Consider the following 25,872-nt stretch of genomic DNA (forward strand, 5'->3'; position numbering starts at 1 on the left):
GGCTGCCCAGCGGGAAAATTTCTAACCGAGCCTATGTCATAGGTTAATGCATTGCTGCCTTGCTCACCTATGGCTGTCCTAAAAAACTGGTGCTTCGATCATTCCGGGATCTTCAACCACGCTCGACGCTGGCAAAACGCTCCAGGCATGGGACCATGCCGCACGGCGGCGCCTTCTGCCGCCGCGCATATGTCCCCATGCCAGTCGGAACTTTTGGCGCGGATAATAGTTCGATCACCAACATCAGCCAGGTAGTCAATTTGTTCCCCACCTCATCCTCGGATGTACTCATTCGCAAGCTTCAGACCATCTCGGATCTTCGAGAGGCCGACATCGGCGTTCTGAAAGGCATTCCGATCCAGGAGAAGGAATATTCGGCCAACCACGATCTGGTGCGTGAGGGCGACCGTCCTGTTTACTCGTTTGTCGTTCTTGATGGCTTGGTCGGTTCCACCAAACATACGGGCGAAGGAAAGCGACAAATCACATCATTCTTCGTCGCCGGCGACATTCCTGATCTGCATGGGCTGCATCTGTCGGTCATGGATTGTAACTTCTCGACCCTTACGCCGGCGCGAATAGGTTTCATGCGGCATGACACCCTGCGTGCCGTTTGCGACCAGCACCCTCGCATCGCCACCGCTTTTTGGCGGTCGACGTTGATAGATGCCGCGATTTACAGGGAGTGGGTCATCAATGTGGGAAGACGCGAGGCATACACCCGCATGGCTCACATCCTGTGCGAACTGATTTTTCGCTTGCGCTCCATGGGGCGCATTGAGGATCACGTGGCGGATATTCCCATTACACAGGCGGCCCTTGGCGATGCACTGGGTTTGTCCACGGTCCACGTCAACCGGATGCTCCAGGAACTACGACGCAGAGGTCTCATTGCCACCTCGGGATCAAAAGTTCACGCACTGGACTGGGCTGGCCTCACTCACGCAGGAGATTTCGACACGACCTACCTGCACCAAAGGAACCCCGCAGATTAGCAGTGACGGAAGCTCTCCGATGGCACGATTTTTCTTCGACAGCGGCGATGGCGATCTCATCTTCGAGGACGAAATAGGTGTCGAATGCGCTGGCCTCGAGGAGGTCCGCCGCGCGGGATTCGAGGGCCTTGTCGACCTCACGAGAGAGTCACTGAAGAGCGTCGACGGGCAGCAATTGTTTATCGAAGTGCGCGATGAAAATGGCGCCAAGATTTTGCGGCTAAGCCTCTCGCTTCGGGTAAAATCGAACGTATAAATTTGCACCCTACGCGCAGCGTTAGGCGAGCGGACTGGGACTGCAAACATCCACTGGCATGTCGTGTCTCAAAACCAGGGCCACTTTTGAGCGACATGCATTAACCCATAGATTGTGCCTCGATTTGTGTACAGGACGGGGAACCATCAAAGAGCCGCCGAGTTCGTCCAACGGACAAGCCCGGAATCTAACATGGAAGAAATCGGCAAGGCACAACAAAAGGTCATAGCCCGCCTCATACGGGAGTGGATTTCATCGGACGCCAATCGTCGCCAGCTTCGCCAGTTGCTGGATCTGCCGACAGATACGGACATGCCCAGCGAGCATCGGTCATTGCTTGACGAACTCGACCGAAAGCTCAACCAATGAGCGCCCCTGCTTTCGGGAGGGCTTCCGAGTGGATGCGAGCCGGTGGCGAGGGAAAGGAGCTGAGGTCGACATCTGGTTGAGGCCGCCGACATTTGACCGAAGCAGACGCGAACGCTTTACGCGGGGACGGCGCCGATTGGCCGAAGAAAGAATGTTCGGTGGTTTCGTGGAGCCGCGGTCGGATTCCTAGAGGTGAGTTTCTGCACCTTGCTGCGCGTTTAAAAGTTGAGAAACGGCAGTTATGATCTGCGGCAGAAAAAAGGGCTTGGTGATCATTATGCTGTTGGGCACGCCTTCCGCTCCCCAGTGTACCGCGCTGTCGCCACTGATATAGACAACCGGGATGGTCGAGTTGGACCTTCGCAAGTGCCGAGCGACCTCCCACCCCGACTGTCCTGCTCCCAGACGGATGTCCGTGAGCACGGCCTTGAACTTGGTCGGATCGGGGTCGAAAGCCGCCAGCGCGTCGGCGGCACTCCGAGTGCCGACGACCTGGAAGCCGGCCTCCTCCAAAGCTGACTCGAGGTCGAGCAGGATCATTGTCTCATCTTCGACGATCAGAACAGCACCTTCGCTCATCCGGAATCTCCCCAAGCCGCCACCGCTAATACGAGTTCGGCGTCAACTTGGTTCCATCTGACGCGCAGCAGCCTGTTGGTTATCGAAGCTCTACGCTGCCTCGATTGCGCGGCGGACTTGTGACGTCGGGAAGCCACCCTGGAAAAGGCCGACACCGGCTTAGCTGCTTCGACAGCCTTGGACAACGAGGCTGAATTACAGGTTGTAGCCGACGCTTAACCGTTGCCGACGAGGTCGCTTTGATCAAGCGTTCTCCTGATCTCCAGAAGCTTGCTGGATCTGCGTCATCACCTTTTGGGGATCCACATTCTCGGCGAGTTCCGGCAGCTCTTTGTCGGCCGGGGTCGAGATATTCAGACGCGCCGTCAAGGCAGCCACCATCTCGATCAGCCGCGTGGTTTCATGTTCGTTCAGAAGGCTGATCTGCAAATCCAGTTCGGCTCGGCGCTCGCTGTGGGCGGCCATTCTGTTCTGATTGATCAGCACGAAAGTAGACAGGAAGATTGCCTCAACCGAGGCGACCATGGCCAGGATCACGAAAGTCGGGTCCCAGGCTGGGACGGCTGGTATCGCGCCAAGGTTCGCGAGGACCCAGACGACAAGAATTGCAAGGTGCAGATAGACGAAAGTCATGCTTCCCGCGAAGCGCGAAACAGCGCCGGCGACCCACGCTTGAACGCCTTGGTGCTCCTCTTGCTGCCGCCTGTGCTCGACCAGGGCCTGTATGTTCTGGTGGAGCACCGACTGCATGTCGGCTGGACGTTGGTCGCTCATTTGAAAGCCCCGTTTGGAGATCATTCCGTGCAAGCGGCGTCGCTTATCGCCGGTGGCTCCCGCGAGGCCGGATCTGCCTTGAACTCGTCGGCACACGACTTGGGTCGCTGCCGACGGCCCGCTTGGAACAAGGCGTGCCGTCCTGCAATAGTGTGCACCATGCCGACCACTGCCTGCGGGGCGCTCTGATGAACCATATGGCCGGCGCCCGGAACCACCTCAAGGAGAGACCCACCGACTTCCGCGTGCAAGCGTCGTGCATCGCGTTGCGCGTCGAACAACCGGTCCCCGGATCCCGCCATGATGCCGGTGGGCACGGCAATGTCCCTATAGTTGGCTTTTCCCAAGAGGGACGCGGCCAGCATCGATGCTGTCTCCAGAGAAACCGCCCGCAGTTGGGAAGGGCGGCTGGCGACATCTTTGGCCAGTGCGGCGAAGTCGCCGGCGACGACGGCGGGTTTAAAGATCTTCTCCATTGCCCAATGCCAAGCAAGCCTTACAAGCGGGGGCAGCAAGGTGTGACGAAACGCGGTGCCGATCACAGGCAGTGCAGGGAGTGCGGCCAGTGCAAGATCCAGCCGCGGTGGCGGATAGTAATAGCCCGAGACCAGCACGATGCCGACGACCGATTGAGAATGCCTGCGCGCCAATTCGAGGGCGATCCAAGCTCCCCAGGAATGTCCAAGCACGAGGTATTTCTCTATACCCAGCCCGCAGGCGGCGGCATGTATAAGGTCGGCTTGGTCGCGAGCGGACCAACGCCGGCCGCGCGGCCGTGAGCTTCGCCCAAAACCGGGACGATCAAATGCAAGCACCCGATAGGTCTTTGCCGCCTCATCGAAGATGCCGCTCGACTTGAAATCCTCCGCCATGGATCCATTGCCATGCAGGAGAAGCAGCGGCATGCCGGTTCCGGCTTCGATAAAATGCAGGCGCACACCATCGATCTCCATCACACGTCCGCATGCCCGGCCGGCAATCGCACGTTTGGCGCGGATGGCATTGTATGCCGCCAGCGCCGCCAACGAGGCCGCGAGCAACCCGGTCGCGAGTTTCGGTCCATCTCTGTCGAACGCCATGCCCGTGCCTGTTGGAAACCATCTGCCGACCCCAACTCTTGGGGCGAAAGCTTGTTCCGCCAGACAAGATAACGCTGTACAACCGGCTCAAGCGGCTAAAGTAGGCCTTCTCCATGGAGTTGGGACCGTTAAGCCTGGGCAGCGCTGCTGCCTCCCATTTTCCAATCACCCTGCCAACGTGCGCGCACGGCAATGATCAGCATGGCCGCTTCCGTCATCCCGGTCTGGAAAAGTCTGACCAGCTCTCTCGCGATGGATTCTGCCGCGGTAGTGTCCGACGAAATCTCAAATTCCTGACACAGCGCGTCGAAAACCGACCGAAGCGTTTTCAGGTCGTCTGGATAGAGAGCGTCCGTATTCGTAAGAATGGGTCGGTCAAGCATCAAACGTCTCCAAACGAGTGAAGTGCGGTTCGGGCACCCAGCCAGCGGGAGCTCGTCAAGTGCCCGCTGGTTTCCCCTTTATCCGCCACAGCGCGCCAAGCTGTCATTAACCTATGACCGGTGCGGCGTGTTCGGCTGACCGGCCCGCCAAAGAAACTGCCGTCCTGCGGGGAACTCTTGGCCGCAGACTGCATTTAAGTCCGGGCAAAACGGGGGCGAAATGGGGGCCACTTCAAGCAATCCGCGATCTGAACTGCAGCGCTTCGAGCTTTTGGCAGCGCTGGGCGACCGTATTCGCGAGATTACGGATCCCGCAGAACTGGCCTACGCAGCCGCGGAACTGCTGGGGAACCATTTTGGCATCAGCCGAGCCGGATACGGCACGATCGATCTAGAGAAAGAAACGATCACCATTGACAGGGACTGGAACGCGCCAGGCATCAAAAGCCTGGCTGGGACGCTGAATTTCAGGAACTACGGCTCGTATATCGAGGATTTGAAGCGAGGCGAAACCGTTGTCTTTGAAAACGCCGAGACAGATCCGCGAACCAGCAGCCATGCGGAGGCACTCAAAGCCATCAGCGCCCAATCCGTCATCAACATGCCCGTTACCGAGCATGGCGGGCTGGTGGCGCTGTTATACCTGAACCACTCCGCGCCCAGACGCTGGGCGACGGAGGAAGTAGCCCTCATTTCGGCAGTCGCGGACCGGACGCGTACGGCGATAGAACGCCTTCGCGCCGAACTGGCCCTGCGTGAGAACGCCGAACGCCTTGCTTTTCTCGACCGCCTCGGCAGGGAGATAGCCCTCGCGGCCGACGCCGATGCTGTCATGCAGATCACCACTCGGCTCCTCGGCGAACATCTTGGCGTCTCGATTTGCGCCTATGCCGACATGGAGCAGGACCAAGACCATTTCACCATCCGCGGCGATTGGAGCGCACCTGGCTCGCCCAGCATCAGGGGATATTACAGTCTTGCCGATTTCGGTCGCCTGGCTGTCACCAACCTCAGCGCCAACAAGCCGCTTATCATCAACAACAACCTTGAGGAAATCGCTCCCGAGGAAGCGAAGACCTTTCAGGATATCGGGATAACGGCAACCATCTGTATGCCTTTGGTCAAACAAGGCCGACTGACTGCCCTGATGGCCATCCACGACAAGCAGCGCCGCGTCTGGTCGCAACGCGAATTGTCCTTGCTGACCGAGGTGACGGAGCGGTCCTGGGCTCACATCGAGCGCGTTCGCTCGGAACAGGCGGCACGGGCGAGCGAGGAGCGGCTGAGGCTTGCCACCGACGCGGCCGCTATTGGCACCTGGGATTACGATCCCATCAGCGGAGTGCTGCGTTGGGACGACCGGTGCAAAGCCCTTTTTGGTTTGCCGCCGGACGCGGAGGTGACATATGAAAGCGCCTTCCTGGCGGGCCTCCACCCGGAAGATCGCGCACGGGCCGACGAGGCCGTACGCCAGTCGCTCGCGCCGGGCACCCCCTCCCGCTACGACATCGAATACCGGACGATCGGCCTTCGGGATGGCAAGGAGCGCTGGATTGCCGCAACCGGGGAAGCACTTTTCCAGTCCGGCCGTGCGATCCGCTTCATCGGCACCGTGGTTGATGTCACCGCGCGAAAGCGGGTGGAGCATCAGCTTCAGTTGATGAACGCTACTGCGGCAGCCGTGGCGGCCGAGCTTGACGTGGAGCGAATTGTCCAGACGGTAACCGATGCCGGCGTCGTGCTGTCGGGCGCACAATTTGGAGCTTTCTTCTACAATGTGATCGACGACAAGGGCGACAGCTATGTGCTCTACGCCCTTTCGGGGGCACCTCGTTCTGCTTTCGAAAACTTTCCCATGCCGCGCAACACCGCGGTGTTCGAGCCCACTTTCCGCGGCACAAGCGTGGTGCGTTCCGACGATATCCTCACCGATCCGCGTTACGGCAAGAACTGGCCCCGCAAGGGCATGCCGGAGGGCCATCTGCCGGTGCGTTCCTATCTCGCCGTGCCGGTCGTCTCGCGTTCGGGCGAGGTGCTGGGTGGCCTCTTCCTTGGCCATCCAGAAATCGGCGTCTTCGCCGAACAGCAAGAGGCGGCCTTGCTGGGGCTTGCGGGCCATGCCGCGACGGCAATCGACAACTCCCGACTGTTCAAGGCGCTGCAGACACTCAACGGCACGCTCGAACAGCGTGTCAAAGATGAAGTAGCGGAACGCGCCAGAGCAGAAGAGCACCTGCGCCAAGCCCAGAAGATGGAAGCTGTCGGACAGCTCACCGGTGGCATCGCGCACGACTTCAACAATATGCTGGCCGTCATCATCGGCGGCCTGAACCTTGTGCAGCGCAAGCTCAGAAACGGCGATACCAACGTCCACCAATTCGTAACCGGCGCGATCGATGGAGCACAACGTGCCGCAGAACTTACCAGGCGACTGCTCGCCTTTTCCCGCCAGCAACCACTGGCGCCGAAGCGGCTGAATCCAAATCGCCTCGTCTCCGGCATGAGCGAATTGCTGAACCGGACGCTTGGCGAAACCATCCAGATCGAGACCGTGCTCGCCGCGGGGCTATGGCATGTCGAGGCCGACGCAGGGCAATTGGAAAGCGCGCTGCTCAACCTCTGCGTCAACGCAAGGGATGCCATGCCTGCTGGCGGCAAGCTGACGATCGAGACATCAAACGCCCACGTCGACGATCGCTATGCCAGGGAGAACGCGATCCCCTCCGGCCAGTATGTGATGATAGCGGTCACCGATACAGGAACGGGCATGACTGCTGATGTTGTCGCAAGAGCCTTCGATCCGTTCTTCACCACCAAGGGGGTCGGCAAAGGCACCGGGCTGGGACTCAGCCAAGTCTATGGGTTTGTTCGCCAGTCCGGCGGCAGTGTGAAGATCTATTCCGAGCAGGGCATCGGAACCACCTTGAAAATATATTTGCCGCGCTCGCACCATGGCGTGCTCGACAGCCAAATCGACGTCGTGGCAGGCGAGCACCCCGGCTGTGCAGACGAGATCATCATGGTTGTCGAGGATGAAGATCGCGTCCGGCTGATGGCCGCGGAAGCGCTGCGGGAACTGGGCTACTCCGTGCTGGAAATGCAAGGTCCACGCGAAGCGCTGGTGGCCGTCGAAAGCGGGCAAGTGCCGTCGCTTCTGTTCACCGACGTGGTGATGCCGGAGATGTCGGGCCGGGAGCTGGTGGATCAGGTCAAGACAATGCACCCGTCGCTAAAAGTGCTCTACACCACCGGCTACACACGAAATGCGATTGTCCACAACGGCACGCTCGATTTCGGAACCGAACTTTTGACCAAGCCCTACACGATCGACGAATTGGCAGAGAAAGTCCGGAAGGTGCTGGATCGAAAGTGAACGGGCAACAGCCCGCGACGCTCGCCGTGTGACCGAACCCGGCGTTTGCCGCGTAAGGTGTGCGGCGAAACGGGCCGAAGGTGTCGACACCGACATCGTATTAATATGGCCCGGCTTCACTTTTCCGAGCCAGTATCCCTCCAGATTTTGTCTACCTCTTGCCCATCCGCGGCCTTGCTCATTGCCGTGATGGCGCAGCACGATCGAAATCTCGTTGCCGCCGGTCACCGGTCGGAGAATAAATGCCGCCTCTGGCTCCCTGCGATGCTCAACACTGAAGCTGCCGTAAAAATGCTCGCTGGCCGATGGCCGGATGGAACAATCAACTTGCCGGGATGTTCGGATGATCTAACCGGAGAGATGTCCATGTTCATGCACAACAAGCGCTTGCAATACACCGTTCGCGTCTCGGAGCCGAATCCTCGCCTGGCCTGCATGATCATGGAACAGTTCGGCGGCGCCGATGGCGAGCTTGCAGCGGCCATGCGCTATTTCACGCAAGGGCTTGGCGAGGACGATCTTGGCCGTCGCGACATGTTGCTCGATATTGCGACCGAAGAACTCAGCCATCTCGAAGTGGTGGGATCAATCGTCACCATGCTCAACAAGGGGCTCAAGGCACAGCTGGCCGAGGGCCAAATGAAGGAAGCGGACCTTTACCTGATGATCGGCGCCAGCGGCACAACAGCCAAGGAATCAATTCTGTTCGGCGGCGCTCCCGCGCTGTGCGACTCAGCCGGCGTTCCCTGGACCGCGGCCTATGTCGACTCGCGCGGTGAACCTACGGTGGATTTGCGGTCGAATATCGCCGCCGAAGCCCGCGCCAAGATCGTTTACGAACGCCTCATCAACATCACCGACGACCCGGGAATCAAGGACGCGCTCGGCTTCCTGATGACCCGCGAGATCGCGCACCAGAAGTCGTTCGAGAAAGCACTCTACGCGATCGAAAACAATTTCCCTTCCGGCAAGCTCCCAGGCGTAGAGAAGTACGCCAGCATGTATGTCAACACCTCTCAAGGCGACGGCGATGTCGCTGGCCCATGGAATTCCGGCGAAGAGTGGGATCGGATCGATGACCTTGAAGAGGTGATGCCCGTCGACGGCGGAGACGGCCTGGCAACTGTCAAGCTGGGGGCCAAAGACATGAAGGTGGTGGCCAGGATGGCCGACCGTACGCTTTCCGATCCGGCTTCCGATCCGACAACAGGCGCTGATCTAGGAGCAGGCCCGGGAGCTGGCCGTACCAAGAACGCCGATTTCGGCGGCGCGGCAAGCATTCAGGAGGCCCCGGCCGTGGCAGAGGCTGCTGTCAAACGCGCACGTAGGCGTTAGTACAGAGCCGACGCGGGCATCTATGTTCCGCGATGCGGCCGGAAGCTAACACCGACGAAGGCAGGGCGCCCGACCAGCAACGGACTGGCCGGAGCGCTCGCATCGACATCTGTGCTGAATGTGGGTGAAGCAACCATGGCCACCGCCGCACCACGATCAGATTCGGAGCGTGCGGGCCAGCCGGACAAGGTCCGTCCCGACGGTTGCGAGAACCGGTGCATCGTGACAATCGGAGCATCGGCCGGCGGCGTTGACGCGCTGAAGAGACTTGTCCGCGATCTTTCGCCGGACATCCCGGCGGCTCTCCTCGTCGTACAGCACGTTGGTCCCACGAGTTACCTCGGCGACATTCTCGGTCGCGCTGCCAACATGCCCGTTGCAAATGCCTCCAACGGCATGAAGGTTAAAAACGGGCACATCTTCGTTGCACCGCCCGGAGCTCACCTTCTGTTACATGACGATCATATGCTGCTGCGGCGCGGGCCGCGCGAGAACCTGGCGCGCCCCGCCATCGACCCCCTGTTTCGATCGGCGGCCTGCAGCTTTGGCGGCAGCGTGATCGGCGTCGTGCTCACAGGCAGCCTCTCCGACGGCACCGCCGGCCTGCACGCAATCAAGATGTGCGGAGGCGTCAGCGTAGTCCAGGACCCCGGCGACGCTGCAGTACCCGACATGCCGCTGAGCGCCTTGCAGAATGTGGAAATCGACCATTGCGTCCCTCTGTCCGAAATGGCTGGCCTGTTGCACAGGCTTGCTTCCGAAATCGCAGGACCGACACCAGAAATCCCGTCCGGCATCCGCCTTGAGGCAGCGATTGCAGCTCAGGAGCACAGCACAATGGAACTGACCGAAGGCCAGCTTGGCGCCCCCTCGACATTTGTCTGCCCCGAATGTCATGGCCCCCTATGGGAGATAGAAGACGGGCCGATTACCCGTTACCGCTGCCACACCGGACATGCGTTCGGGGCAGACGTTTTGATGCAGGCCCAGGCTGACGATGCGGAACAGGCTCTTTGGAGCCTTTTAAGAGCGCACCAGCAGCGGGCTGAGTTGGCGAAACGTACGGCAAAACGCGAAGCCGCGCGGGAAAGACACAGCCTGGCCAGCCAAATGGCTGCGCGGGCCGCGGAGTACGAAGCCGACGCGAAACTTATTGAAGAGATCATCCATCGTCGAACGCCGTGACAAGGCAACAGCGTTTGTCAGGGCGGGTGCGTCTGCGCCATCCCGATCGCATTTTCCTGGATCAGCCGCGTTGCCTCACCGCTTGGCCTGTGGCCACGGGTATCCAGGTCCCATGCTTTGATTGAACACCTGCACCCAAATCCAACTGCACGAATTTTATGCAAAGCAGGAACATAGAAGCATTACGCGAGTTAGGCACTGACGCACTGGACGTATCCTCGCATTCTGCGGTCTGCCGGGGTGGTCCTTGTTATGTAAACGAATGCCAGGACAATGTATCGCTCGCAGCTTTTCGTACCTCTTTTTGGCCTGCTGTTGCTGATGGGTGGCCTGTTCCACGGGCACGATGCCATGGCGCAGGAGCCCTGTCCGGCCGATCACGACAAGCTGCTTGCAGCCCTCAAAGCCAACGTGAAGGCAAGCGGCGGACCAGCCAATGGCGGCTTTGAAACCAACGAATGGGCAGCCATCGTTGCCCGTGACGGCACTGTCTGCGCGATTGCGTTCAGCGGCCCCACCCCCGACTCGCAATGGCCGGGAAGTCGGCTCATAGCAGCGGAGAAAGCCAACACGGCCAACGGTCTCAGCCTGGCTCAGATGGCCCTCTCTACGGCCAATCTCTATGCGGGGGTGCAGCCGGGCGGGCCGCTATTTGGCCTGCAGGAGACCAATCCCGTCAACCAGGCCGCGGCCTATACGGGCGATCCCAAAACGTTCGGAAGCGCCGGCGACCCGCTCGTCGGCAAGCCGATCGGAGGCGTCGTGGTGTTTGGCGGCGGGCTTGCCCTCTACGACGGCAAGAGCATTGTCGGCGGCCTCGGCGTTTCAGGCGATTCCTCATGCGCCGATCACAATGTCGCCTGGCGTATCCGCGCGGCGCTCGGCTTCGACAAGGTCCCGGCAGGCGTCAATCCAAATCGCAAGGATGCCATTGTCTACGATCTGGACCCCGGCGGCAAAAGCGCTTCGGGCTGGGGCCATCCGCTTTGTGCCGGAACGGAGGCCGACATCGCGGCCGAACTCGGCGCCGGCGTGGGAGGCTCGATCAATAAATGAAAGCTATGCCCCAGTTGGCATTGACGCGCGTTGACGTAGAACGCCATACCCGCAAATTGGCTGCCGGGAATTCCTTTGGCGCTATCCTTCTGGTGACGCTGCTCGCCTGCCTGCCGCTTTTGGGCGCTGCGTCCGAGCCACCTAAAACACCAGCGATCGTACCACCAGCCGCAGCCTCGCCACCCGATGACGGCCAATGGACGATGCCGGCCAAGAACTACGCGTCGACGCGCTTCAGCGAACTCTCCGAGATCAACGAAGGCAACGTCAAGAACCTGCAGGTCGCGTTCACGTTCTCGACAGGCGTGAACAAGGGCCAGGAAGCAGCGCCGCTGGTCGTCGGCAACACCATGTATATCGTGACGCCCTTTCCCAACTTCGTCTATGCGCTCGATCTCTCCAAGCCCGGCGCCCCGATGAAGTGGAAGTACGAACCCAATCCCGAGCCGGCGGCACAGGGGGTGGCCTGCTGCGACGTCGTCAACCGAGGGGTGGCATTCGCCGACGGGCGCATCTTTTTCAATACGCTGGACGGCCACACGATTGCCCTTGATGCGAACACGGGCAAGCCGATCTGGAACACTCATGTCGGCAACATCAACATCGGCGAGACCATCACCATGGCGCCGCTTGTGGTGAAGGGCAAAGTGCTGGTCGGCAATTCCGGCGGCGAGATGGGCGTTCGCGGCTGGGTAAAGGCGCTCGACGCCGGCGACGGTCATGTCGTCTGGATCGCCTATAGCACCGGGCCGGACAAGGACGTGCTGATCGGATCGGACTTCAAGCCGCACTACGACATGGACAAAGGCAAGGATCTTGGCGTCACGACGTGGCCGCCGGAAGCCTGGAAGATCGGCGGCGGCAACATGTGGGGCTGGATTTCCTATGATCCCGATCTGAACCTGATCTTCCACGGCACCGGCAATCCCGGACCATGGAATCCGGATTTGCGGCCGGGCGACAACAAGTGGACGTCTGGCATTTTCGCGCGCGATCCCGACACCGGCGCGGCGAAATGGTTCTATCAGTGGAGCCCGCACGACCTCCACGATTATGACGGCATCAACGAGCAGATCCTGCTCGACATGACCTGGCAGGGCAAGCCGCGCAAGGTGCTGATCCGGCCGGAGCGCAACGGCTATCTCTACATCCTCGACCGGACAACCGGCGAGGTGCTGTCGGCAAAACCGTTTGGTCCGGTCAACTCCAGCAAAGGTGTGGATCTGAAAACCGGTCGGCTGATCGTAAACCCGGACAAGAAGACCGGCACCGGCAAGGTCGTTCGCGATATCTGTCCGACGGCGTCGGGCCTCAAGGACTGGCAGCCTTCCGCGTTCTCGCCGAAGACCGGCCTGCTCTACATCCCGCACAACAATCTGTGCATGGATGAAGAAGGCGTCGAGGTGAACTACATCGCCGGCACGCCCTATGTGGGCATGAACGTCCGCATGATACCAGGGCCTGGCGGTAATCGCGGCGCCTTCACCGCCTGGGACATCGCCGCGGAGAAACCCGCCTGGAGCCTCAAGGAGAATTTCCCGGTGTGGAGCGGCGCGGTAGTGACCGCCGGCGACGTTGTGTTCTATGGCACGATGGAAGGCTGGTTCAAGGCGGTCAGCGCCAAGACCGGAGACCTGCTTTGGCAGTTCAAGACCTCGTCCGGGATCATCGGCCAGCCTATCACCTATCGCGGTCCCGACGGGCACCAGTATGTCGCCATCCTCTCAGGCGTCGGCGGCTGGGCCGGCGCCATTGTATCGGGCGATCTTGATCCGCGTGACGCCACCGCCGCGCTCGGTTTCGTCAATGCTATGAAGGATCTGAAGAACGCGACAACCTCGGGAGGCACGCTTTATGTGTTCCGGCTGCCTTGATGGATTGTACTTGACCGTAGGTCCGGCGCGAAAGGCGTGTCAACGGCTGGTGATCGGCATGGCCGCCATCGCCTTCGTGTTCTTGACGGCCACAGCCGACGCACGTGAGTTGAGGGTCTGCGCCGATCCGAACAACATGCCGTTCTCCAACGCGGCAGGTCAGGGCTTCGAGAACAGGATCGCCGAAATCGTTGCGTCCGATCTCGGCGCCAAGCTGACCTATACCTGGTGGGCGCAGCGTCGCGGCTTCATCCGCAACACGCTGAAGGCCGGTCTATGCGATCTCGTGCCGGGCACGCCGAGCAACCTCGAAATGCTGCGCACCACCACGCCCTACTACCGATCGTCCTATGTCTTCGTCACCCGCAGGGACGGCCCCGACGTAGCATCGTTCAATGATCCGCGGCTGCGCGACATGCGGATCGGTGTTCAGCTCATCGGCGACGATGGCGCCAATTCGCCTCCGGTCCAGGCGCTTGGCCGCCGCGGTATCGTCGGGCACCTCGTTGGCTATCCCGTGTATGGCGATTATTCCGCCCCCAACCCGCCGGCGCGCATCGTCGAAGCGGTGGCGAGTGGCGAGATCGACCTTGCGGTGGTCTGGGGCCCCCTCGCCGGCTACTTCGCCGCCAGGCAGAAGGTGCCGCTCCGCATCACGCCGGTTGCGCCCCGCATCGACGGACCGCAACTGCCGATGATCTACGACATCTCGATGGGCGTCCGCCGCGAAGACGATGCGCTGCGCGGGGACGTCAATGGCGCCCTGTCCAGGCACAAGGGCGAGATAGACGCCTTGCTGTCACAATATGGCGTGCCCCGCCTCGATCCCCCGGGGAGCCCGGTGCGATGAGAGCCGTTGTGGCCATGCTCCTGTTTCCAGTCCTGGCGCTCGCTGCCTGCCAGCGCGAGGAACGTGACACGCGCCCGCAATCGGCGCTCGGATCGGGCGAGCAGCCGACGCCTGTGACCACGCTGGAGCCCGGCGGACAGCGGCCCCCCGCCAGCGATAACAAGGCGGCGAGCTTCGAGGCCAACGCCTTCCACATGAGCGAAGGGAAACGGCTTTTCGGCTGGTTCAACTGTTCGGGATGCCACGCCAATGGCGGCGGCGGCATGGGGCCGGCCCTGATGGACCAGAAGTGGCTCTATGGCAGCTCGATCGAAAGCATCCATGCCACGATCCGCGACGGTCGGCCAAACGGCATGCCGAGCTTCCGCGACAAGATTCCCGACGACCAGATCTGGGAGCTCGCGGCTTTCGTGCGCTCGCTGAGCGGCAACGCGCCGTCTTCCGCCGCGCCGCAACGCAATGACGACATGATGGCGCATCCGTCGGAAAACCGCATGCCCGACGCGGCCACGCTGGGGAAGTCGCCGTGAAACGTCTCGTCTCGATGGCGTTCGCCACCGCCGGCGCTCTGTTGCTCCAGGGATGCGCGGGCTGGCAATCCGCCCTCGACCCGAAAGGTCCCGCGGCGAGCGAACTGGCATGGCTGATCTGGTTCTTCACCGCGCTCTGCGCCGTGGTGTGGGTGCTGGTGATGATCGCCCTCGTCGTGCCCTTGATGATGCGGTCGCGCGCGCAGGCGGAGCCGCTCGCGATCAAGGCCGGCGCCGACGACCGGAAGCTGCGCGCGGTGATGACCGCCGTCGGGTTGACCGCCATTGTCCTGATCGGACTGACCTTGCTGAGCTTCTTCGCCAACAGGACGCTCGCCGCGATCGGCTCGGATGCCGCACTGACCATTCGGGTCACCGGCCATCAATGGTGGTGGGAGGTGCGCTATGAGGATGCCACGCCAAGCCGCATCCTGACCACGGCGAACGAGATCCATATCCCCGCCGGGGAGCCGGTGCGGCTTCTTCTGACCTCGACCGACGTCATCCATTCCTTCTGGATTCCGAGCCTTTCGGGCAAGCTCGACCTCATTCCCGGCCACATGAACGTGCTCGACCTCAAGGCAGACAAGCCTGGTGTTTACCGAGGTCAATGCGCCGAGTTCTGCGGGGCGCAGCACGCAAACATGGGCACCTTCATCATCGCCGAGCCGCGTGCGAAGTTCGACGCCTGGTGGAACGACCAGTTGCAGCCGGCCGCTACTCCGACGGGGGACGAAGCCAAGGCCGGCCAGGATCTGTTTCTGAAGCGCCCTTGCGTGATGTGTCACAGAATAGGCGGCACGCCTGCCGGAGGAACGGTCGCCCCTGACCTCACCCATATAGCCAGCCGGCAGACGCTTGCCGCCGGGACATTGACAATGAGCCGCGGCAATCTCGCCGCCTGGATAGCCGACCCACAGGGCATCAAGCCCGGATCCCACATGCCGGTGGTGGAGCTCAGCGGCGACGAACTCAACGCCATGGTCGCCTACCTCGAGGCGCTTAAATGAGCAGCGCGGACCTCACAAGCGAACGCGACCTGCCGCCGGTGCGTGAAACCTCTACCGCGGGCGACGTCGCACCCGAGCATGACGGACCGCGCGACACCGGCATGGACGATGCCAGCCTGGATCGCTGGCTGGCGCGGACATGGCGCACGCCCCCCGGCATCATCGGCGCGCTGTCGAGCGTCGACCACAAGGTCGTCGCACGGCGCTATCTGATCACCGCCTTCGTGTTTCTGTGCCTGGGCGGGCTCAACGCCGTCGCCATGCGCATCCAGCTCTCAGGGCCGCAGCGCGGTCTGATCGGCCCGGACCTCTACAACCAGCTGTTCACGATGCATGGTGTGACCATGATGTTCCTGTTCGCCGTGCCCATCGTGCAGGCGACAGGCATCTATCTCGTCCCGCTGATGGTCGGCAGCCGCAACATCGCCTTTCCCCGCCTGAACGCGTTCAGCTACTGGATCTATGTTTCGGGCGGCATATTCGCCTGGGTGTCTTTCGCGCTCAACATGGCGCCCGACGTCGGCTGGTTTGCTTATGTGCCGCTGTCAGGCCCCGAATTCGCGCCAGGCAAGCGGGCCGACGTCTGGGCCCAGATGATCACTTATACAGAAGTATCCTCACTGGCCGTCGCGGTGGCAACCATCGTCACCGTGTTCAAGCAGCGAGCCCCCGGCATGTCGCTGGACAGGATTCCGCTCTACGTCTGGGCAATGCTGGTTACCTCCTTCGTCGTCGTCTTCGCCATGCCCGCGGTGATGATCACCTCGACCTTCCTGATCCTCGACCGGCTGGTTGGCACACATATCTTCAACCCGGCCGAGGGCGGCGACGCACTGCTCTTCCAGCATCTGTTCTGGTTCTTTGGCCATCCCGAGGTCTACATCATCTTCCTGCCGGCGACGGGCATGGTCTCCGCGATCATCCCGGTCTTCGCCCGGCGTCCCGTGTTCGGGCATCTCGGGCTGGTCTTGTCGCTGATCGCCGTCGGTTTCCTTTCGTTCGGCCTCTGGGTCCATCACATGTTCGCGACGGGGCTACCCAAGCTCGGCGCCAGCTTCTTCACCGCGTCGAGCATGCTGATCGCCATCCCCAATGGCGTTCAGATCTTCTGCTGGCTGGCGACCTTGTGGGACGGCAGGCCGGTGATCCGCACGCCGCTGCTGTTCGTGTTCGGCTTCTTTTTCATCTTCGTCATCGGCGGCCTCACCGGCGTCATGCTCGCTTCGGTGCCGCTGGACCTCCAGGTGCACGACACCTATTTCGTCGTCGCCCATTTCCATTACGTGCTGATCGGCGGTTCGGTCTTCCCGCTGCTGGGCGCGGCCTATTTCTGGTTCCCCAAGATCAGCGGCCGCATGATGAGCGAGCGTCTCGGGCGCTGGCATTTCTGGCTGGCTTTCATCGGCTTCAACGCAGCTTTTTTTCCAATGCATCTCGTCGGGCTCTGGGGCATGCCACGAAGGGTCTACACCTATCCGGCCGAGCTTGGCTGGGGCAACATCAACCTGTTCATCAGCGCTGGCGCGGTGCTCTTTTTCCTCAGCTTCGTACTGTTCACTTTCAATCTTGTACACGGCGCGTTGAAGGGCGCGCTGGCCGGAAACAATCCCTGGGATGCCGGTACGCTCGAATGGGCGACGTCTTCGCCGCCGCCAAGCTATAATTTCGCGCGGATACCGATTGTCACGCATGTCGAGCCGCTCTGGGCCGAACGGGAGGCGCTGCCTGTGGCGACCGGTCTCCGCGTCGATGTCCGTGAGCTGTTGATCTCAACCGTGGCGGAAGCCCACCCCGACATTCGCGAGAAATCGGCGACACCGTCGATCTGGCCGCTGCTGGCGGCAATCGCTGTCGGCGGTACGTTTGTCTATTCGATCTTCACGCCCTGGGCGATCGTCTGGGGCGCCGCGCCGATCGCCATCACCTTGATCGGCTGGTTCTGGCCCAAGGACGACCCGGAGGATGAGGGATGAGTGAGCGTCCCAGCTTGGATCTTTCGGACCTCCCAACCTTTGGACATGGTCCGCGCAGCCCGACCTGGTGGGGAACGCTCGGCTTCATGGCGCTGGAAGGCATGGGCTTTGCGTTGGCCGCCGGCGCTTATCTCTATCTCGCCACTTTGTGGCCCAACTGGCGTCTAAGCGCCCCGCACCCCAACCATTGGCCCGGGACGATCGTCACCATCCTGTTTATCATCAGCGTGGTGCCGAACCACATCCTCCACGGCTACGCCAAGCAATGCGCGATCGTGCCGGTGCGGATCGGGCTGGTGGTGATGTCGCTGCTCGGTCTGGCCCCGCTTGTCGTGCGCTGGTTCGAATTCCCGGCGCTGAACATCTACTGGGACACGAACGCCTATGGCTCGATGCTCTGGGTGCTGCTCGGGCTGCACACCACACACCTGATCACCGATGTCGGCGACACCATCGTTTTGACGGTGCTGATGTTCACACGCCATGGCTATAGCGGCCGGCGCTTCGGCGATGTCGGCGACAATGTCTTCTATTGGGATTTCGTGGTGCTGACCTGGATCCCGATCTATCTGCTCATCTACTGGATGCCGAGGCTAGGCTGATGCGTGCGTTGAAAATGGGAACGTCCTGGGCTGGTCTTCTGTCGGGGCCGATGGCTTGGGCAATCTCGACGCAGCTGAACTACGCACTCGTACCATGGCAGTGCAACCGCCAGGTGCCGGTGGTGCTTCCCGTGGCACTGGTGCTCGCCGTGCTTTCGCTGCTCGGCGGTGCCTTGTCATGGCGGGCGAAGCGGCAGGGCGGCGCCGCCTTCAAGCCTGAGCGCACGCGCAGCACCGAGCAGTTCGTCGCCGATCTCGGCATGCTTGCGGCATTGCTGTTTGCCCTCGTCATCATCGTGCAAGGCAGCGCGGCTCTCATTCTCGACGAGTGCCTGCGATGAGCTTCGACGCGTTCTTCTCGACCTCGATCTGCTACGGCGCCGGCGCGCCCGAGGCCGGATGGACGCTCGCATTTCCCATCACGTTTCCGCTGGCCGCGATTGCCTTCCTTTATTCCATCGGAGCGACTCGGTTGTGGCGCCGCAGCAGCCGAGGCCGTCCCGAGCGGATGCGGCAGGCGTTGTTTTTCGCCGCCGGTTGGGGCGTGCTGACGGCAGCACTGGTCAGCCCCATCCACGCGCTCGGCGAGCGGGTGTTTGCCGCCCATATGATCGAGCATGAACTGCTGATGGCGGTGGCGGCGCCCCTCCTTGTCGCCGCTTGCCCAGGCGCAGTCCTGCTCTGGTCCTTGCCGGCCTCACTTCGCCGCGGAACGGGCAAGCTCACGCGCGCAAAGACGCTGCAATCGGTTTGGGCCCTGGTGATCCGCCCCCTCAACGCGACGATCATTCACGGCGTCGCCATCTGGATCTGGCACATTCCGGCGTTGTTCCAGGCAGCGCTCCAGCAGGGCTTTCTTCATTATGCCCAGCATGCGAGCTTCCTCGGCACAGCCTTGCTGTTCTGGTGGGCGCTCCTTCCGCGCCCCGGTCGACAGCAGACCTATGGCAGCTCCGTCATGCATCTTTTCTTCACCTCGCTTCATACCGGCCTGCTCGGTGTCCTGCTGCTGATGTCGCCCAAACTCTGGTATCCGGAGAATGGCGCCGGCGCGGCATTGTGGGGAATGACCGCGATCGAGGACCAGCAGCTCGCCGGATTGGTAATGTGGGTTCCGGCCGGCTTGATCTATGGCGGCGCCGCCCTGCTGCTCGCCGGCCTCTGGATAAGCAGCAGCGCAACCAGGGAGGCAACACATGCGTTCCGACCTGGGTAGGCTGATCGGGCGCGCCCTTGCCGCAATCCTGCTGCTGGCTGCGGCTGTCGCAGCGGCGACTTTGTGGTCCGACAGGCGCGAGCGCGTCCGGCACGAGTCGGATGCGGCGACCGGCGGCGTAGGCGCCCGCGCCATTCCAATCATGACGGCGAATGGCTGCTCCGGCTGCCATACGATACCCGGCGTGCCGGGTGCGCAAGGCCAGGTCGGACCCCGCCTGGACGGTGGCCTTGCCGACAGGGTCTTTATCGGTGGCCTGCTGGCAAACAATCCGGAGAACATGATCCGCTGGATACGCTCGGCGAGGGAAGTCAATCCGCACACGGCCATGCCGTCGACGAGGATCACCGAGCAACAGGCGCGGGACATCGCCGCTTATCTCTATGCTTTGAGGTAAATCAGCCCTCGCCGCCGCGCCGGGACCACAAGCCGCGGCCGGGATCGTAGCCGATGACCGCCGCGAGGAAGAAGGCGATGAGGCAGCCAAGGACCACAATCGCCGCGACAGGATCGAACCGCAGATAGAGCGCGAAGCGTATCAGCTCGACCGCCGAGCTGAACGGGTTCCAGGCGGCGATTGTTGCCAGCACCGGTCCCGCCTCGGCAAGCCGCCACAGCGGATAGAGCGCCGTCGAGGCAAAGAACACCGGAAAGATGACGAAATTCATGACACCGGCAAAGTTCTCCATCTGTGTCGAAACCGAGGAGACAAGCAGGCCGAACGCGCCAAGCATCAGGCCCGCCAGCACGAGCGCCGGAAATACCGCGACGTAGCCGAGAACGGGCGGCCGCACATCCCAGAAACGCGCGATCAACAGAAACAAATAGACCAGCGGCACGCCGACGATCACGCTGGCCAGCAGGCGCGCCGCAAGCAGGTACCAGCGCGGCAATGGTGCGGTCAGCAACAAGCGCATGCTGCCCATCTCGCGATCGTAGACCATGGCCAGCGAACTCGCCATGGCATGGAAGAGCAGCATCATGGCCGCTAGCCCGGGCACCACATACACGTCATAGAGAACATAGGTCTGGTAGGGTGGCGTGATCGACAGACCGAGAACGGAGCGGAAGCCAGCGGCAAAGATTGCCAGCCAGACCAGCGGCCGCACCATCGCCGAGAGCAGCCGACCGCGTTGCCGCAACGTGCGCAGCATCTCCCTGCGCAGGATGCCGTTGAGCGCGCGCACCGCGTGAGACGTTTTCATTCGGACTCCGTCAGCGACGCGAAGGCCTGGCCCGTGCTCGCTACACCGAGATCGGCAGCCAGACGATCGGCGCGGCCGGCCCACCGCATTGTGCCTCGATGCAGCACCACCACATCGTCATCCGCCGTTAGTTCTTCCAGAAAATGTGTTGCCCACAGGACGGCAATGCCGCGCTCGCAGCAAAGCTCCCGCACGTGCCGCTCGAGCGCGCGGCGGCCCGGCACGTCGAGCCCGGTGGTCGGCTCATCCAGCAGCAAAAGGCGTGGGCTATGCATCAGAGCGCGTGCTATCTCGACACGGCGACGCTGCCCCCCGGAAAGCGCTCGGGCAGGATCGTCGATCCTGTCCAGCACGTCCAGCCGGCCGAGTTCGTGGATGGAGCGCTCCTTGCTCAAGGCCTGGCTAAGCCCATGCAAGGCCGCGTGGTAACGCAGGTTCTCGCCGGCTGTCAGATCGAGATCGAGGGTCGGCAACTGGAAGACGACGCCCATCTGCGCCAACGCGGCGGACGGGTTGACATCCATCGCCTGGTCGAAGACATGCACCGAGCCGGAGCGGGCGTGATAAAGACCGGTGATCAGCGAGAACAACGTCGTCTTGCCGGCGCCATTGCGGCCTAACAAGATGCACATCCTGTTTTGGGCCACAGAGAAAGAGACGCCGTCGAGAACCCGCCGGTTTCCGAAACTATGGCCCAGATTCTCGACCGACAAGGCGTTCATGGCCCGATCACGACGCCCCACGGTCCCCGCCCCACCGGCAGCGATTTCACCACCTCCTGGTTTTCCAGATCGATAAACGAAATATCGCCGGAATTCCCGTTTGCGCTGACCAGGCGCTTCTCGTCGCCGGAGAGCGCAACGTGCCAGGGTCGTTGACCAACAAGGTAGAGCCGACGGACCGCCAGCGTTTTCACATCGACTTCCGCAATCCTGTTGGCGGGGCCGAGCGCCACATAGACGGTCGTGCCATCGCGAGACGTCGCCATGCCGACCGCCTGCACACCCTCGCGTCGTATACCCGGCACCTCGAACTCGACTTTGCCGGTCTGTGCGCGCGTTGCCGTGTCGAAGACGGTGACAGTGCCCCGGATCTCCGAGGACACCCAGAATTGCTTCCCGTCCGGCGAGAATAAAGCCGCGCGCGGCCGGGTATCGACCAGCAGATTGTCGACGAGTTCAAGCGTGCCTGCGTCGATCAGATGCACCATGCTGGTGGTCTCCGAAGTGCAGGCGACATAGCGGCCGTCGGCGCTGGCCGCCATTCCTTCCGGTTCGACGCCGACATCCACGGTGCCGATGACCTTGGCCGCGGCGATGTCCACCACCGACACCAGATTGTCATTCTCGTTGGCGACGAACAGCCGCTTGCCATCGGGATGGACTGCGAAGAATTCCGGATCGGCTCCCGAAGGCAATTCGCCGACGACCCGCCGCTTCGCGACGTCGACCACGTCGATGCGGTTGTCGTCGCCTTCCGCGACGAAAAGCATCTTGTTGTCTATCGACAGCGCCAGCCCGCGCGGACGGCGGCCGACATCGATCGTCGCCAGCAAAGTCATTGTCACGCTGTCGACGACCGCGACCGTATTATCCTGCTCATTGGAAACGTAGATGGTCTCGGCGGCGGCGGGAGCAGCAAGAGCGAACGCCGCCAACAACAGCGTCATCAGAACTTGCATGTGCTCTCCTCCAGGTCGATGCCCAGCGTGTCGAGCGGCGTGCGCTGATGCAGGAAGCCCGGTTGCGGTGAGCTGGAAATCAAGAGGCGAGGCCCGGCGATCAAAATGGGCTGGCGCATCTGTCCGTCCCAGGGACGGAAACTAAGCCCCTGCCCCTTGAAGCCAGCGAGAAGAAACGCGTCGCCGCGTATATATCTGCCGATTGCCGCGGGATCGAGACTGTGCAGGCGCGTCGCCGCTTCGCCGATACTGCGCACAGCGAGCCAGGCCGCGTAGTCGCTGGGCAACATCCAGCGCCTTGCCTGCCTGTGGAAACGGTCCTGCAGTTGCGTGGCGCCCCATTCCTCGCTGACAGCGCTCCAGCCTGTGGTGACCAGCCCTTGCGTGCCGGCGACAATTCTCGGCAGCGCAGTGCGGCCCTCCAGATAGGCGCCGAATTCATCCGCCTCGTCGGCGACCACGAGCACATCATAGTCGCTGACCTGCGTGACCGCGGGTATTTCGGTCTGCAGCGTGACATGCCCTGTATCGGCACGTCCGTTGGCGGGCCTGAATGTCCACGGCTGGTCGATCGTGATCTCGGCTCCGAAGCGAGCCGCCGCCCGTCGAAAGGCCGCAGCCATCGCCTGATCCTGCGGATGCGGCCCCACAAGCAGGAACCAACGCTGCCAGCGCTTCCAGGCGAGATATTGCGCCAGCCCGTCGGCGAGCATGGCGCGGCTCGGGATCGTGTGCAGCACGTTCCGACGGCAGTCCTGTTGGCGAAGCACGTCGTCCGGCGCCCGGCTGTTGAGCAACGTCATCTGCTCGGCACCGGGCGCGGCACTGGCCTGTAGAAGCTGACTGGCGTCGAGATCGGCGACGACAAAGGCGATGCCGGCATCGGCGAATTGTCTTACCGCGTCGTCCGGCGTTTCGGTTGGTTTCAATACCCTTTCCTCCAGCCGAAATTTCTGCCCGAGAAACCGGCCGGTGCTTTCGTCGTCGGCAATGCCGAGCCGAGCGCCTTGCAGGCCGTCATCGGTGACGGTTTCATCAAGGGGTCCAAGGGGCAGAGCCGGTTTGCGCTCCTGGCCGATATACCCGATCACCATCGTCTGTTGCTCGGTGGCGCCAGGGCCGGTGATCAGCAAAAGAAAGAGAAGGCCCAGCAACAGTCTCATTGTGTCGCCCCCAGCCCAAAGCGCGACGATCCCGCTTCATCGCCACCAGAGATTGCGACATCGCGCACGATGCGCGCAGGCGATCCCTCCAGAACAATAACCCGATCCCCCAGCGACGAGGCATATGCGAGATCATGCGTAACCAGCAGCGTGGTAGTCCGCCGACTGGCGAAACAATCCTGCAGCAGGCGGCGCATGGCTTGCGCGGTCGCCTCGTCGAGTGAAGCGAATGGCTCGTCGAGGAGCAGGAGCGCAGGCTCCACGGCGAGCGCCCGGGCAAGCGCTACGCGCCGCGCCATGCCGCCCGAGAGTCGCTGCGGATAGCTCTTCTCATTGCCTTTCAGGCCGACAGCGGCAAGCCACCGGGCCGCATCGGGCGCGCGATCCGGGATGGCCATCTCTACATTGCGCAAGGCGGTGAGCCAGGGCAGCAGCCTCGGTGTCTGGAACAGCATGCCTATCGGAAGCGGTCGTCCGCTCACGCTGCCGCGAAATTCGCGGTCGACGCCCGAAACGATCGACAGCAGCGTCGACTTGCCGACACCGGAAGGGCCGGTCAGGACGCAGACCTGTCCGTCGGCTATATCAAGCGACAGCGCGCGAAAGATCGTCCGGCGCTGGCCGTCGTCACCGGGGAAAGTCTTGTCCTCGATCCTGATCCTCAGCATCAGCGTCGCCAGGCGAACAAACGACGTTCCAACGGCACAAGCAGTCCATACTCTATGGCAAGCATCACAACGCCGAAGCTGATCGCATAGGCAAGGATGTGGGTGACGTCGAAGTTCTGAAAATAGACCTGTAGCTGGAACCCGACGCCGTTGGAGCGGCCGAGCAGTTCGGCGAGCAACACGATCTTCCACGTCAATGCCAGCCCGCTGCGCAGGGTGACGAGAAAGAACGGCGCCAATTGCGGCAGCACGACATGCTGCAGCTTTGCAGCACGCCCGAAGCGATAGAGCTCAGCCATTTCGGCAAAGTCCTTGTCCAGCCGGCTGGCGCCTTCACGAATAGTCACCACGACATTGGGGATCTTGTTGAGCGCGACCGCAAGGACAAGCGCGGTCTCGGCAAGACCAAGCCAGATATAAATTAGAATGACCGTGATCAGCGCCGGCATGTTGAGGAGTAAGACGATCCAAGGCCTCATCCATATGTCGGCTCTGTGCGAGCGGCCTGCCGCGTAGCCAAGGGCCGCGCCGATGAGTATTGCCGACCCGAGGCTTGCCACGACGCGCGCAAGCGAGATGCCCAAATGGTATGGCAGCTCGCCCCGAACCGCTTCGTGCAGGAGAACCGAAACAACCTGGACCGGACCAGGAAACAGCCGATCGGCGGCGATCGATGATGCAATCTGCCAGACGAGCACCATGGTCAGCAATGCCGCAGCCGATTGCCAACGCTGCATTGTGATGGGGAACGCTGGGACATCGGTCATTGGCGCGAGCTCAAGCCGGTATGGCCCGGAAGACACCAGGATCGAGGCTCGTCGCCTTGCCGACCAGATCCTCGCCGCCCAATTTGGCCAGGATTGCAAACAACCGGGCCGCGCCATCACGTTCGTCTTTGCCGAAACGACGAGGGATTCCGGCTCGATAGGCGGCGCGTAACGCCGCCTGTAGGTGAGGATCGTCCGTGCCCAATTGAGGCGCGAGCACCCGCCACTCGTCGTCCGAAGACTCGAGCAGCGACTTCGCTGCCGCGGTCGCGCTCGTGAATCGCGCGAGGGCTATCGGGTTGGCCCGCGCCCAGCTTTCATGGAAGACGTAGCCGAGCATCGGCAAGTCCACGGAAACGCCAAGCCCCTGCAGGATTTGAGCGACACTGAGCAGAGGCCTTGCACCCTCTGACTCGAGACGGGCGGCGAAATTCCAGAACGTCAGCAGTGCATCCAGTCGCCCCGCCAGAAATTCCTGCTCCAACAAGGGCGGCGCGCCGAACACTGGCTCCACCTCTTCAGCAAGGTCGCGCTTCACCTGACGGAGGCCGAGCGCGCGCAACAGGATCCAGCTTTTGTCCAGCGGACCACCTGCGATCCCCAGCCTTTTGCCCTTGAGGTCCGCAAGAGTTCGAATGGGCGAGCCTTGCGGCAGTTCCAGCGCGCCGACGGCACGAGAATAGGGATAGAAGACCAGATCAGCGCCTTCGCTGCGCTGGCGCATGACCCACACCCAGTCCGAAACGATGACGTCGACGCTGCCGGCCAGCAATGCGCTCTTACCGGCTTCGGTACCGGCAAGCCGCTGAGCCTCGATTGATACGCCGTGCACAGTGTCCAACGCATGTCGCCGCATGACGTCAACTTCCCAGGCGGCGGTGCCAAATCCCAGCACGCCAAATCGCACGAGCGGCGATGGCTGTGGCGCGGCTTCTGCGGAAGGACCCAA

27 protein-coding genes are annotated in these 25,872 nt (G+C 62.0%); 16 read left to right on the forward strand and 11 right to left on the reverse strand.

Annotation, left to right across the window (positions count from 1 at the left end):
• Nucleotides 1-59: 59 nt before the first annotated feature.
• The 3 genes from ACYG9V_RS25830 (at nt 60) to ACYG9V_RS25840 (ending at nt 1,620) form a co-directional block, all read left to right on the forward strand.
• Entirely contained in the window at nt 60-995 is a 936-nt protein-coding gene (locus tag ACYG9V_RS25830; RefSeq protein WP_245271882.1) for a Crp/Fnr family transcriptional regulator, read from the forward strand.
• A 19-nt stretch (nt 996-1,014) separates the two neighbouring features.
• Nucleotides 1,015-1,251, forward strand: coding sequence for a DUF6894 family protein (locus tag ACYG9V_RS25835; protein ID WP_023668023.1), 237 nt, complete (start codon nt 1,015-1,017; stop codon nt 1,249-1,251).
• Nucleotides 1,252-1,443: 192 nt separating this feature from the next.
• Complete coding sequence (locus ACYG9V_RS25840) at nt 1,444-1,620, forward strand: hypothetical protein (protein ID WP_023700016.1); 177 nt, start codon at nt 1,444-1,446, stop codon at nt 1,618-1,620.
• 186 nt (nt 1,621-1,806) lie between these two features.
• Here ACYG9V_RS25840 and ACYG9V_RS25845 read toward each other — a convergent pair whose 3' ends face one another.
• The 4 genes from ACYG9V_RS25845 to ACYG9V_RS25860 all read right to left on the reverse strand — a co-directional run bounded on the left by ACYG9V_RS25845 (nt 1,807) and on the right by ACYG9V_RS25860 (nt 4,435).
• The gene (locus ACYG9V_RS25845) at nt 1,807-2,199 is read right to left on the reverse strand and encodes a response regulator (protein ID WP_023700015.1); all 393 of its coding nucleotides are present in this window, start codon (nt 2,197-2,199) and stop codon (nt 1,807-1,809) included.
• Between the two features lie 243 nt (nt 2,200-2,442).
• A complete protein-coding gene (locus ACYG9V_RS25850) occupies nt 2,443-2,973 on the reverse strand; it encodes a DUF1003 domain-containing protein (protein ID WP_023681128.1) in 531 nt (176 codons plus the stop codon).
• Nucleotides 2,974-2,993: 20 nt separating this feature from the next.
• The gene (locus tag ACYG9V_RS25855; protein WP_352763240.1) at nt 2,994-4,052 is read right to left on the reverse strand and encodes an alpha/beta fold hydrolase; all 1,059 of its coding nucleotides are present in this window, start codon (nt 4,050-4,052) and stop codon (nt 2,994-2,996) included.
• A 128-nt stretch (nt 4,053-4,180) separates the two neighbouring features.
• The gene (locus tag ACYG9V_RS25860; RefSeq protein ID WP_023714654.1) at nt 4,181-4,435 is read right to left on the reverse strand and encodes a hypothetical protein; all 255 of its coding nucleotides are present in this window, start codon (nt 4,433-4,435) and stop codon (nt 4,181-4,183) included.
• A gap of 220 nt (nt 4,436-4,655) precedes the next feature.
• Between ACYG9V_RS25860 and ACYG9V_RS25865 the strand changes: the two genes are divergently transcribed.
• The 13 genes from ACYG9V_RS25865 to ACYG9V_RS25925 all read left to right on the forward strand — a co-directional run bounded on the left by ACYG9V_RS25865 (nt 4,656) and on the right by ACYG9V_RS25925 (nt 19,836).
• A complete protein-coding gene (locus ACYG9V_RS25865) occupies nt 4,656-7,808 on the forward strand; it encodes a GAF domain-containing protein (RefSeq protein WP_352763242.1) in 3,153 nt (1,050 codons plus the stop codon).
• Between the two features lie 366 nt (nt 7,809-8,174).
• Nucleotides 8,175-9,143, forward strand: coding sequence for a manganese catalase family protein (locus tag ACYG9V_RS25870; RefSeq protein WP_023681124.1), 969 nt, complete (start codon nt 8,175-8,177; stop codon nt 9,141-9,143).
• Between the two features lie 135 nt (nt 9,144-9,278).
• Nucleotides 9,279-10,328, forward strand: coding sequence for a chemotaxis protein CheB (locus tag ACYG9V_RS25875; RefSeq protein WP_023681123.1), 1,050 nt, complete (start codon nt 9,279-9,281; stop codon nt 10,326-10,328).
• A gap of 273 nt (nt 10,329-10,601) precedes the next feature.
• Nucleotides 10,602-11,384 (forward strand): heme-binding protein, encoded by a 783-nt coding sequence (locus ACYG9V_RS25880; protein ID WP_023826387.1) that lies wholly within the window; start codon nt 10,602-10,604, stop codon nt 11,382-11,384.
• Complete coding sequence (locus tag ACYG9V_RS25885; protein ID WP_023681121.1) at nt 11,381-13,258, forward strand: methanol/ethanol family PQQ-dependent dehydrogenase; 1,878 nt, start codon at nt 11,381-11,383, stop codon at nt 13,256-13,258. Before ACYG9V_RS25880 ends, ACYG9V_RS25885 begins: the two co-directional genes overlap by 4 nt.
• 58 nt (nt 13,259-13,316) lie before the next feature.
• Nucleotides 13,317-14,108, forward strand: coding sequence for a substrate-binding domain-containing protein (locus ACYG9V_RS25890; RefSeq protein WP_245275042.1), 792 nt, complete (start codon nt 13,317-13,319; stop codon nt 14,106-14,108).
• Nucleotides 14,105-14,638: a c-type cytochrome gene (locus ACYG9V_RS25895; RefSeq protein WP_023668011.1), complete on the forward strand. Its 534-nt coding sequence runs from the start codon at nt 14,105-14,107 to the stop codon at nt 14,636-14,638. The genes ACYG9V_RS25890 and ACYG9V_RS25895 overlap by 4 nt, the downstream gene beginning before the upstream one ends.
• On the forward strand, nt 14,635-15,648 hold the full coding sequence (coxB, locus tag ACYG9V_RS25900; RefSeq protein ID WP_023668010.1) for a cytochrome c oxidase subunit II: 1,014 nt from the start codon (nt 14,635-14,637) through the stop codon (nt 15,646-15,648). Before ACYG9V_RS25895 ends, coxB begins: the two co-directional genes overlap by 4 nt.
• Complete coding sequence (gene ctaD, locus ACYG9V_RS25905) at nt 15,645-17,621, forward strand: cytochrome c oxidase subunit I (RefSeq protein WP_023712214.1); 1,977 nt, start codon at nt 15,645-15,647, stop codon at nt 17,619-17,621. Before coxB ends, ctaD begins: the two co-directional genes overlap by 4 nt.
• Nucleotides 17,618-18,223: a cytochrome c oxidase subunit 3 gene (locus ACYG9V_RS25910; RefSeq protein ID WP_352763247.1), complete on the forward strand. Its 606-nt coding sequence runs from the start codon at nt 17,618-17,620 to the stop codon at nt 18,221-18,223. The genes ctaD and ACYG9V_RS25910 overlap by 4 nt, the downstream gene beginning before the upstream one ends.
• Complete coding sequence (locus tag ACYG9V_RS25915) at nt 18,223-18,564, forward strand: hypothetical protein (protein ID WP_023817816.1); 342 nt, start codon at nt 18,223-18,225, stop codon at nt 18,562-18,564. The genes ACYG9V_RS25910 and ACYG9V_RS25915 overlap by 1 nt, the downstream gene beginning before the upstream one ends.
• Nucleotides 18,561-19,439, forward strand: a complete 879-nt coding sequence (locus ACYG9V_RS25920) for a cytochrome c oxidase assembly protein (protein WP_352763249.1) — start codon at nt 18,561-18,563, stop codon at nt 19,437-19,439. The genes ACYG9V_RS25915 and ACYG9V_RS25920 overlap by 4 nt, the downstream gene beginning before the upstream one ends.
• Nucleotides 19,420-19,836: a c-type cytochrome gene (locus tag ACYG9V_RS25925; protein ID WP_023817815.1), complete on the forward strand. Its 417-nt coding sequence runs from the start codon at nt 19,420-19,422 to the stop codon at nt 19,834-19,836. Before ACYG9V_RS25920 ends, ACYG9V_RS25925 begins: the two co-directional genes overlap by 20 nt.
• Nucleotide 19,837: 1 nt before the next feature.
• On the opposite strand, the gene ACYG9V_RS25930 is transcribed toward ACYG9V_RS25925, so the two are convergent.
• Genes ACYG9V_RS25930 through ACYG9V_RS25960 form a run of 7 tightly spaced genes read right to left on the reverse strand, consistent with a single transcriptional unit; the run spans nt 19,838 to nt 25,755 of the window.
• Nucleotides 19,838-20,644 (reverse strand): ABC transporter permease, encoded by an 807-nt coding sequence (locus ACYG9V_RS25930; RefSeq protein ID WP_023681112.1) that lies wholly within the window; start codon nt 20,642-20,644, stop codon nt 19,838-19,840.
• Nucleotides 20,641-21,366 (reverse strand): ATP-binding cassette domain-containing protein, encoded by a 726-nt coding sequence (locus tag ACYG9V_RS25935; RefSeq protein ID WP_352763251.1) that lies wholly within the window; start codon nt 21,364-21,366, stop codon nt 20,641-20,643. Before ACYG9V_RS25935 ends, ACYG9V_RS25930 begins: the two co-directional genes overlap by 4 nt.
• Nucleotides 21,363-22,325 carry a PQQ-dependent catabolism-associated beta-propeller protein gene (locus ACYG9V_RS25940; protein WP_352763253.1) on the reverse strand — a complete coding sequence of 321 codons (963 nt, stop codon included), beginning with the start codon at nt 22,323-22,325 and terminating at the stop codon, nt 21,363-21,365. The genes ACYG9V_RS25935 and ACYG9V_RS25940 overlap by 4 nt, the downstream gene beginning before the upstream one ends.
• Complete coding sequence (locus tag ACYG9V_RS25945) at nt 22,313-23,488, reverse strand: type 1 periplasmic-binding domain-containing protein (RefSeq protein WP_352763255.1); 1,176 nt, start codon at nt 23,486-23,488, stop codon at nt 22,313-22,315. The genes ACYG9V_RS25940 and ACYG9V_RS25945 overlap by 13 nt, the downstream gene beginning before the upstream one ends.
• On the reverse strand, nt 23,485-24,156 hold the full coding sequence (locus tag ACYG9V_RS25950) for an ABC transporter ATP-binding protein (RefSeq protein ID WP_023829136.1): 672 nt from the start codon (nt 24,154-24,156) through the stop codon (nt 23,485-23,487). The genes ACYG9V_RS25945 and ACYG9V_RS25950 overlap by 4 nt, the downstream gene beginning before the upstream one ends.
• A complete protein-coding gene (locus ACYG9V_RS25955) occupies nt 24,156-25,040 on the reverse strand; it encodes an ABC transporter permease (RefSeq protein ID WP_245270943.1) in 885 nt (294 codons plus the stop codon). The genes ACYG9V_RS25950 and ACYG9V_RS25955 overlap by 1 nt, the downstream gene beginning before the upstream one ends.
• Nucleotides 24,934-25,755: an ABC transporter substrate-binding protein gene (locus ACYG9V_RS25960; RefSeq protein WP_460222078.1), complete on the reverse strand. Its 822-nt coding sequence runs from the start codon at nt 25,753-25,755 to the stop codon at nt 24,934-24,936. Before ACYG9V_RS25960 ends, ACYG9V_RS25955 begins: the two co-directional genes overlap by 107 nt.
• Between the last annotated feature and the right edge of the window lie 117 nt (nt 25,756-25,872).

The sequence above is a fragment of the Mesorhizobium sp. W016 genome (assembly GCF_054719485.1).

Coding starts and splice junctions, on each gene's coding strand:
- ACYG9V_RS25835 (WP_023668023.1), top strand. CDS start 1,015: ATGGCACGATTTTTCTTCGACAGCGGCGATGGCGATCTCATCTTCGAG.
- ACYG9V_RS25840 (WP_023700016.1), top strand. CDS start 1,444: ATGGAAGAAATCGGCAAGGCACAACAAAAGGTCATAGCCCGCCTCATA.
- ACYG9V_RS25845 (WP_023700015.1), bottom strand. CDS start 2,199: ATGAGCGAAGGTGCTGTTCTGATCGTCGAAGATGAGACAATGATCCTG.
- ACYG9V_RS25850 (WP_023681128.1), bottom strand. CDS start 2,973: ATGAGCGACCAACGTCCAGCCGACATGCAGTCGGTGCTCCACCAGAAC.
- ACYG9V_RS25855 (WP_352763240.1), bottom strand. CDS start 4,052: ATGGCGTTCGACAGAGATGGACCGAAACTCGCGACCGGGTTGCTCGCG.
- ACYG9V_RS25860 (WP_023714654.1), bottom strand. CDS start 4,435: ATGCTTGACCGACCCATTCTTACGAATACGGACGCTCTCTATCCAGAC.
- ACYG9V_RS25865 (WP_352763242.1), top strand. CDS start 4,656: ATGGGGGCCACTTCAAGCAATCCGCGATCTGAACTGCAGCGCTTCGAG.
- ACYG9V_RS25870 (WP_023681124.1), top strand. CDS start 8,175: ATGTTCATGCACAACAAGCGCTTGCAATACACCGTTCGCGTCTCGGAG.
- ACYG9V_RS25875 (WP_023681123.1), top strand. CDS start 9,279: ATGGCCACCGCCGCACCACGATCAGATTCGGAGCGTGCGGGCCAGCCG.
- ACYG9V_RS25880 (WP_023826387.1), top strand. CDS start 10,602: ATGTATCGCTCGCAGCTTTTCGTACCTCTTTTTGGCCTGCTGTTGCTG.
- ACYG9V_RS25885 (WP_023681121.1), top strand. CDS start 11,381: ATGAAAGCTATGCCCCAGTTGGCATTGACGCGCGTTGACGTAGAACGC.
- ACYG9V_RS25890 (WP_245275042.1), top strand. CDS start 13,317: ATGGCCGCCATCGCCTTCGTGTTCTTGACGGCCACAGCCGACGCACGT.
- ACYG9V_RS25895 (WP_023668011.1), top strand. CDS start 14,105: ATGAGAGCCGTTGTGGCCATGCTCCTGTTTCCAGTCCTGGCGCTCGCT.
- ctaD (WP_023712214.1), top strand. CDS start 15,645: ATGAGCAGCGCGGACCTCACAAGCGAACGCGACCTGCCGCCGGTGCGT.
- ACYG9V_RS25910 (WP_352763247.1), top strand. CDS start 17,618: ATGAGTGAGCGTCCCAGCTTGGATCTTTCGGACCTCCCAACCTTTGGA.
- ACYG9V_RS25915 (WP_023817816.1), top strand. CDS start 18,223: ATGCGTGCGTTGAAAATGGGAACGTCCTGGGCTGGTCTTCTGTCGGGG.
- ACYG9V_RS25920 (WP_352763249.1), top strand. CDS start 18,561: ATGAGCTTCGACGCGTTCTTCTCGACCTCGATCTGCTACGGCGCCGGC.
- ACYG9V_RS25925 (WP_023817815.1), top strand. CDS start 19,420: ATGCGTTCCGACCTGGGTAGGCTGATCGGGCGCGCCCTTGCCGCAATC.
- ACYG9V_RS25930 (WP_023681112.1), bottom strand. CDS start 20,644: ATGAAAACGTCTCACGCGGTGCGCGCGCTCAACGGCATCCTGCGCAGG.
- ACYG9V_RS25935 (WP_352763251.1), bottom strand. CDS start 21,366: ATGAACGCCTTGTCGGTCGAGAATCTGGGCCATAGTTTCGGAAACCGG.
- ACYG9V_RS25940 (WP_352763253.1), bottom strand. CDS start 22,325: ATGCAAGTTCTGATGACGCTGTTGTTGGCGGCGTTCGCTCTTGCTGCT.
- ACYG9V_RS25945 (WP_352763255.1), bottom strand. CDS start 23,488: ATGAGACTGTTGCTGGGCCTTCTCTTTCTTTTGCTGATCACCGGCCCT.
- ACYG9V_RS25950 (WP_023829136.1), bottom strand. CDS start 24,156: ATGCTGAGGATCAGGATCGAGGACAAGACTTTCCCCGGTGACGACGGC.
- ACYG9V_RS25955 (WP_245270943.1), bottom strand. CDS start 25,040: ATGGCGCGGCCCGGTTGTTTGCAATCCTGGCCAAATTGGGCGGCGAGG.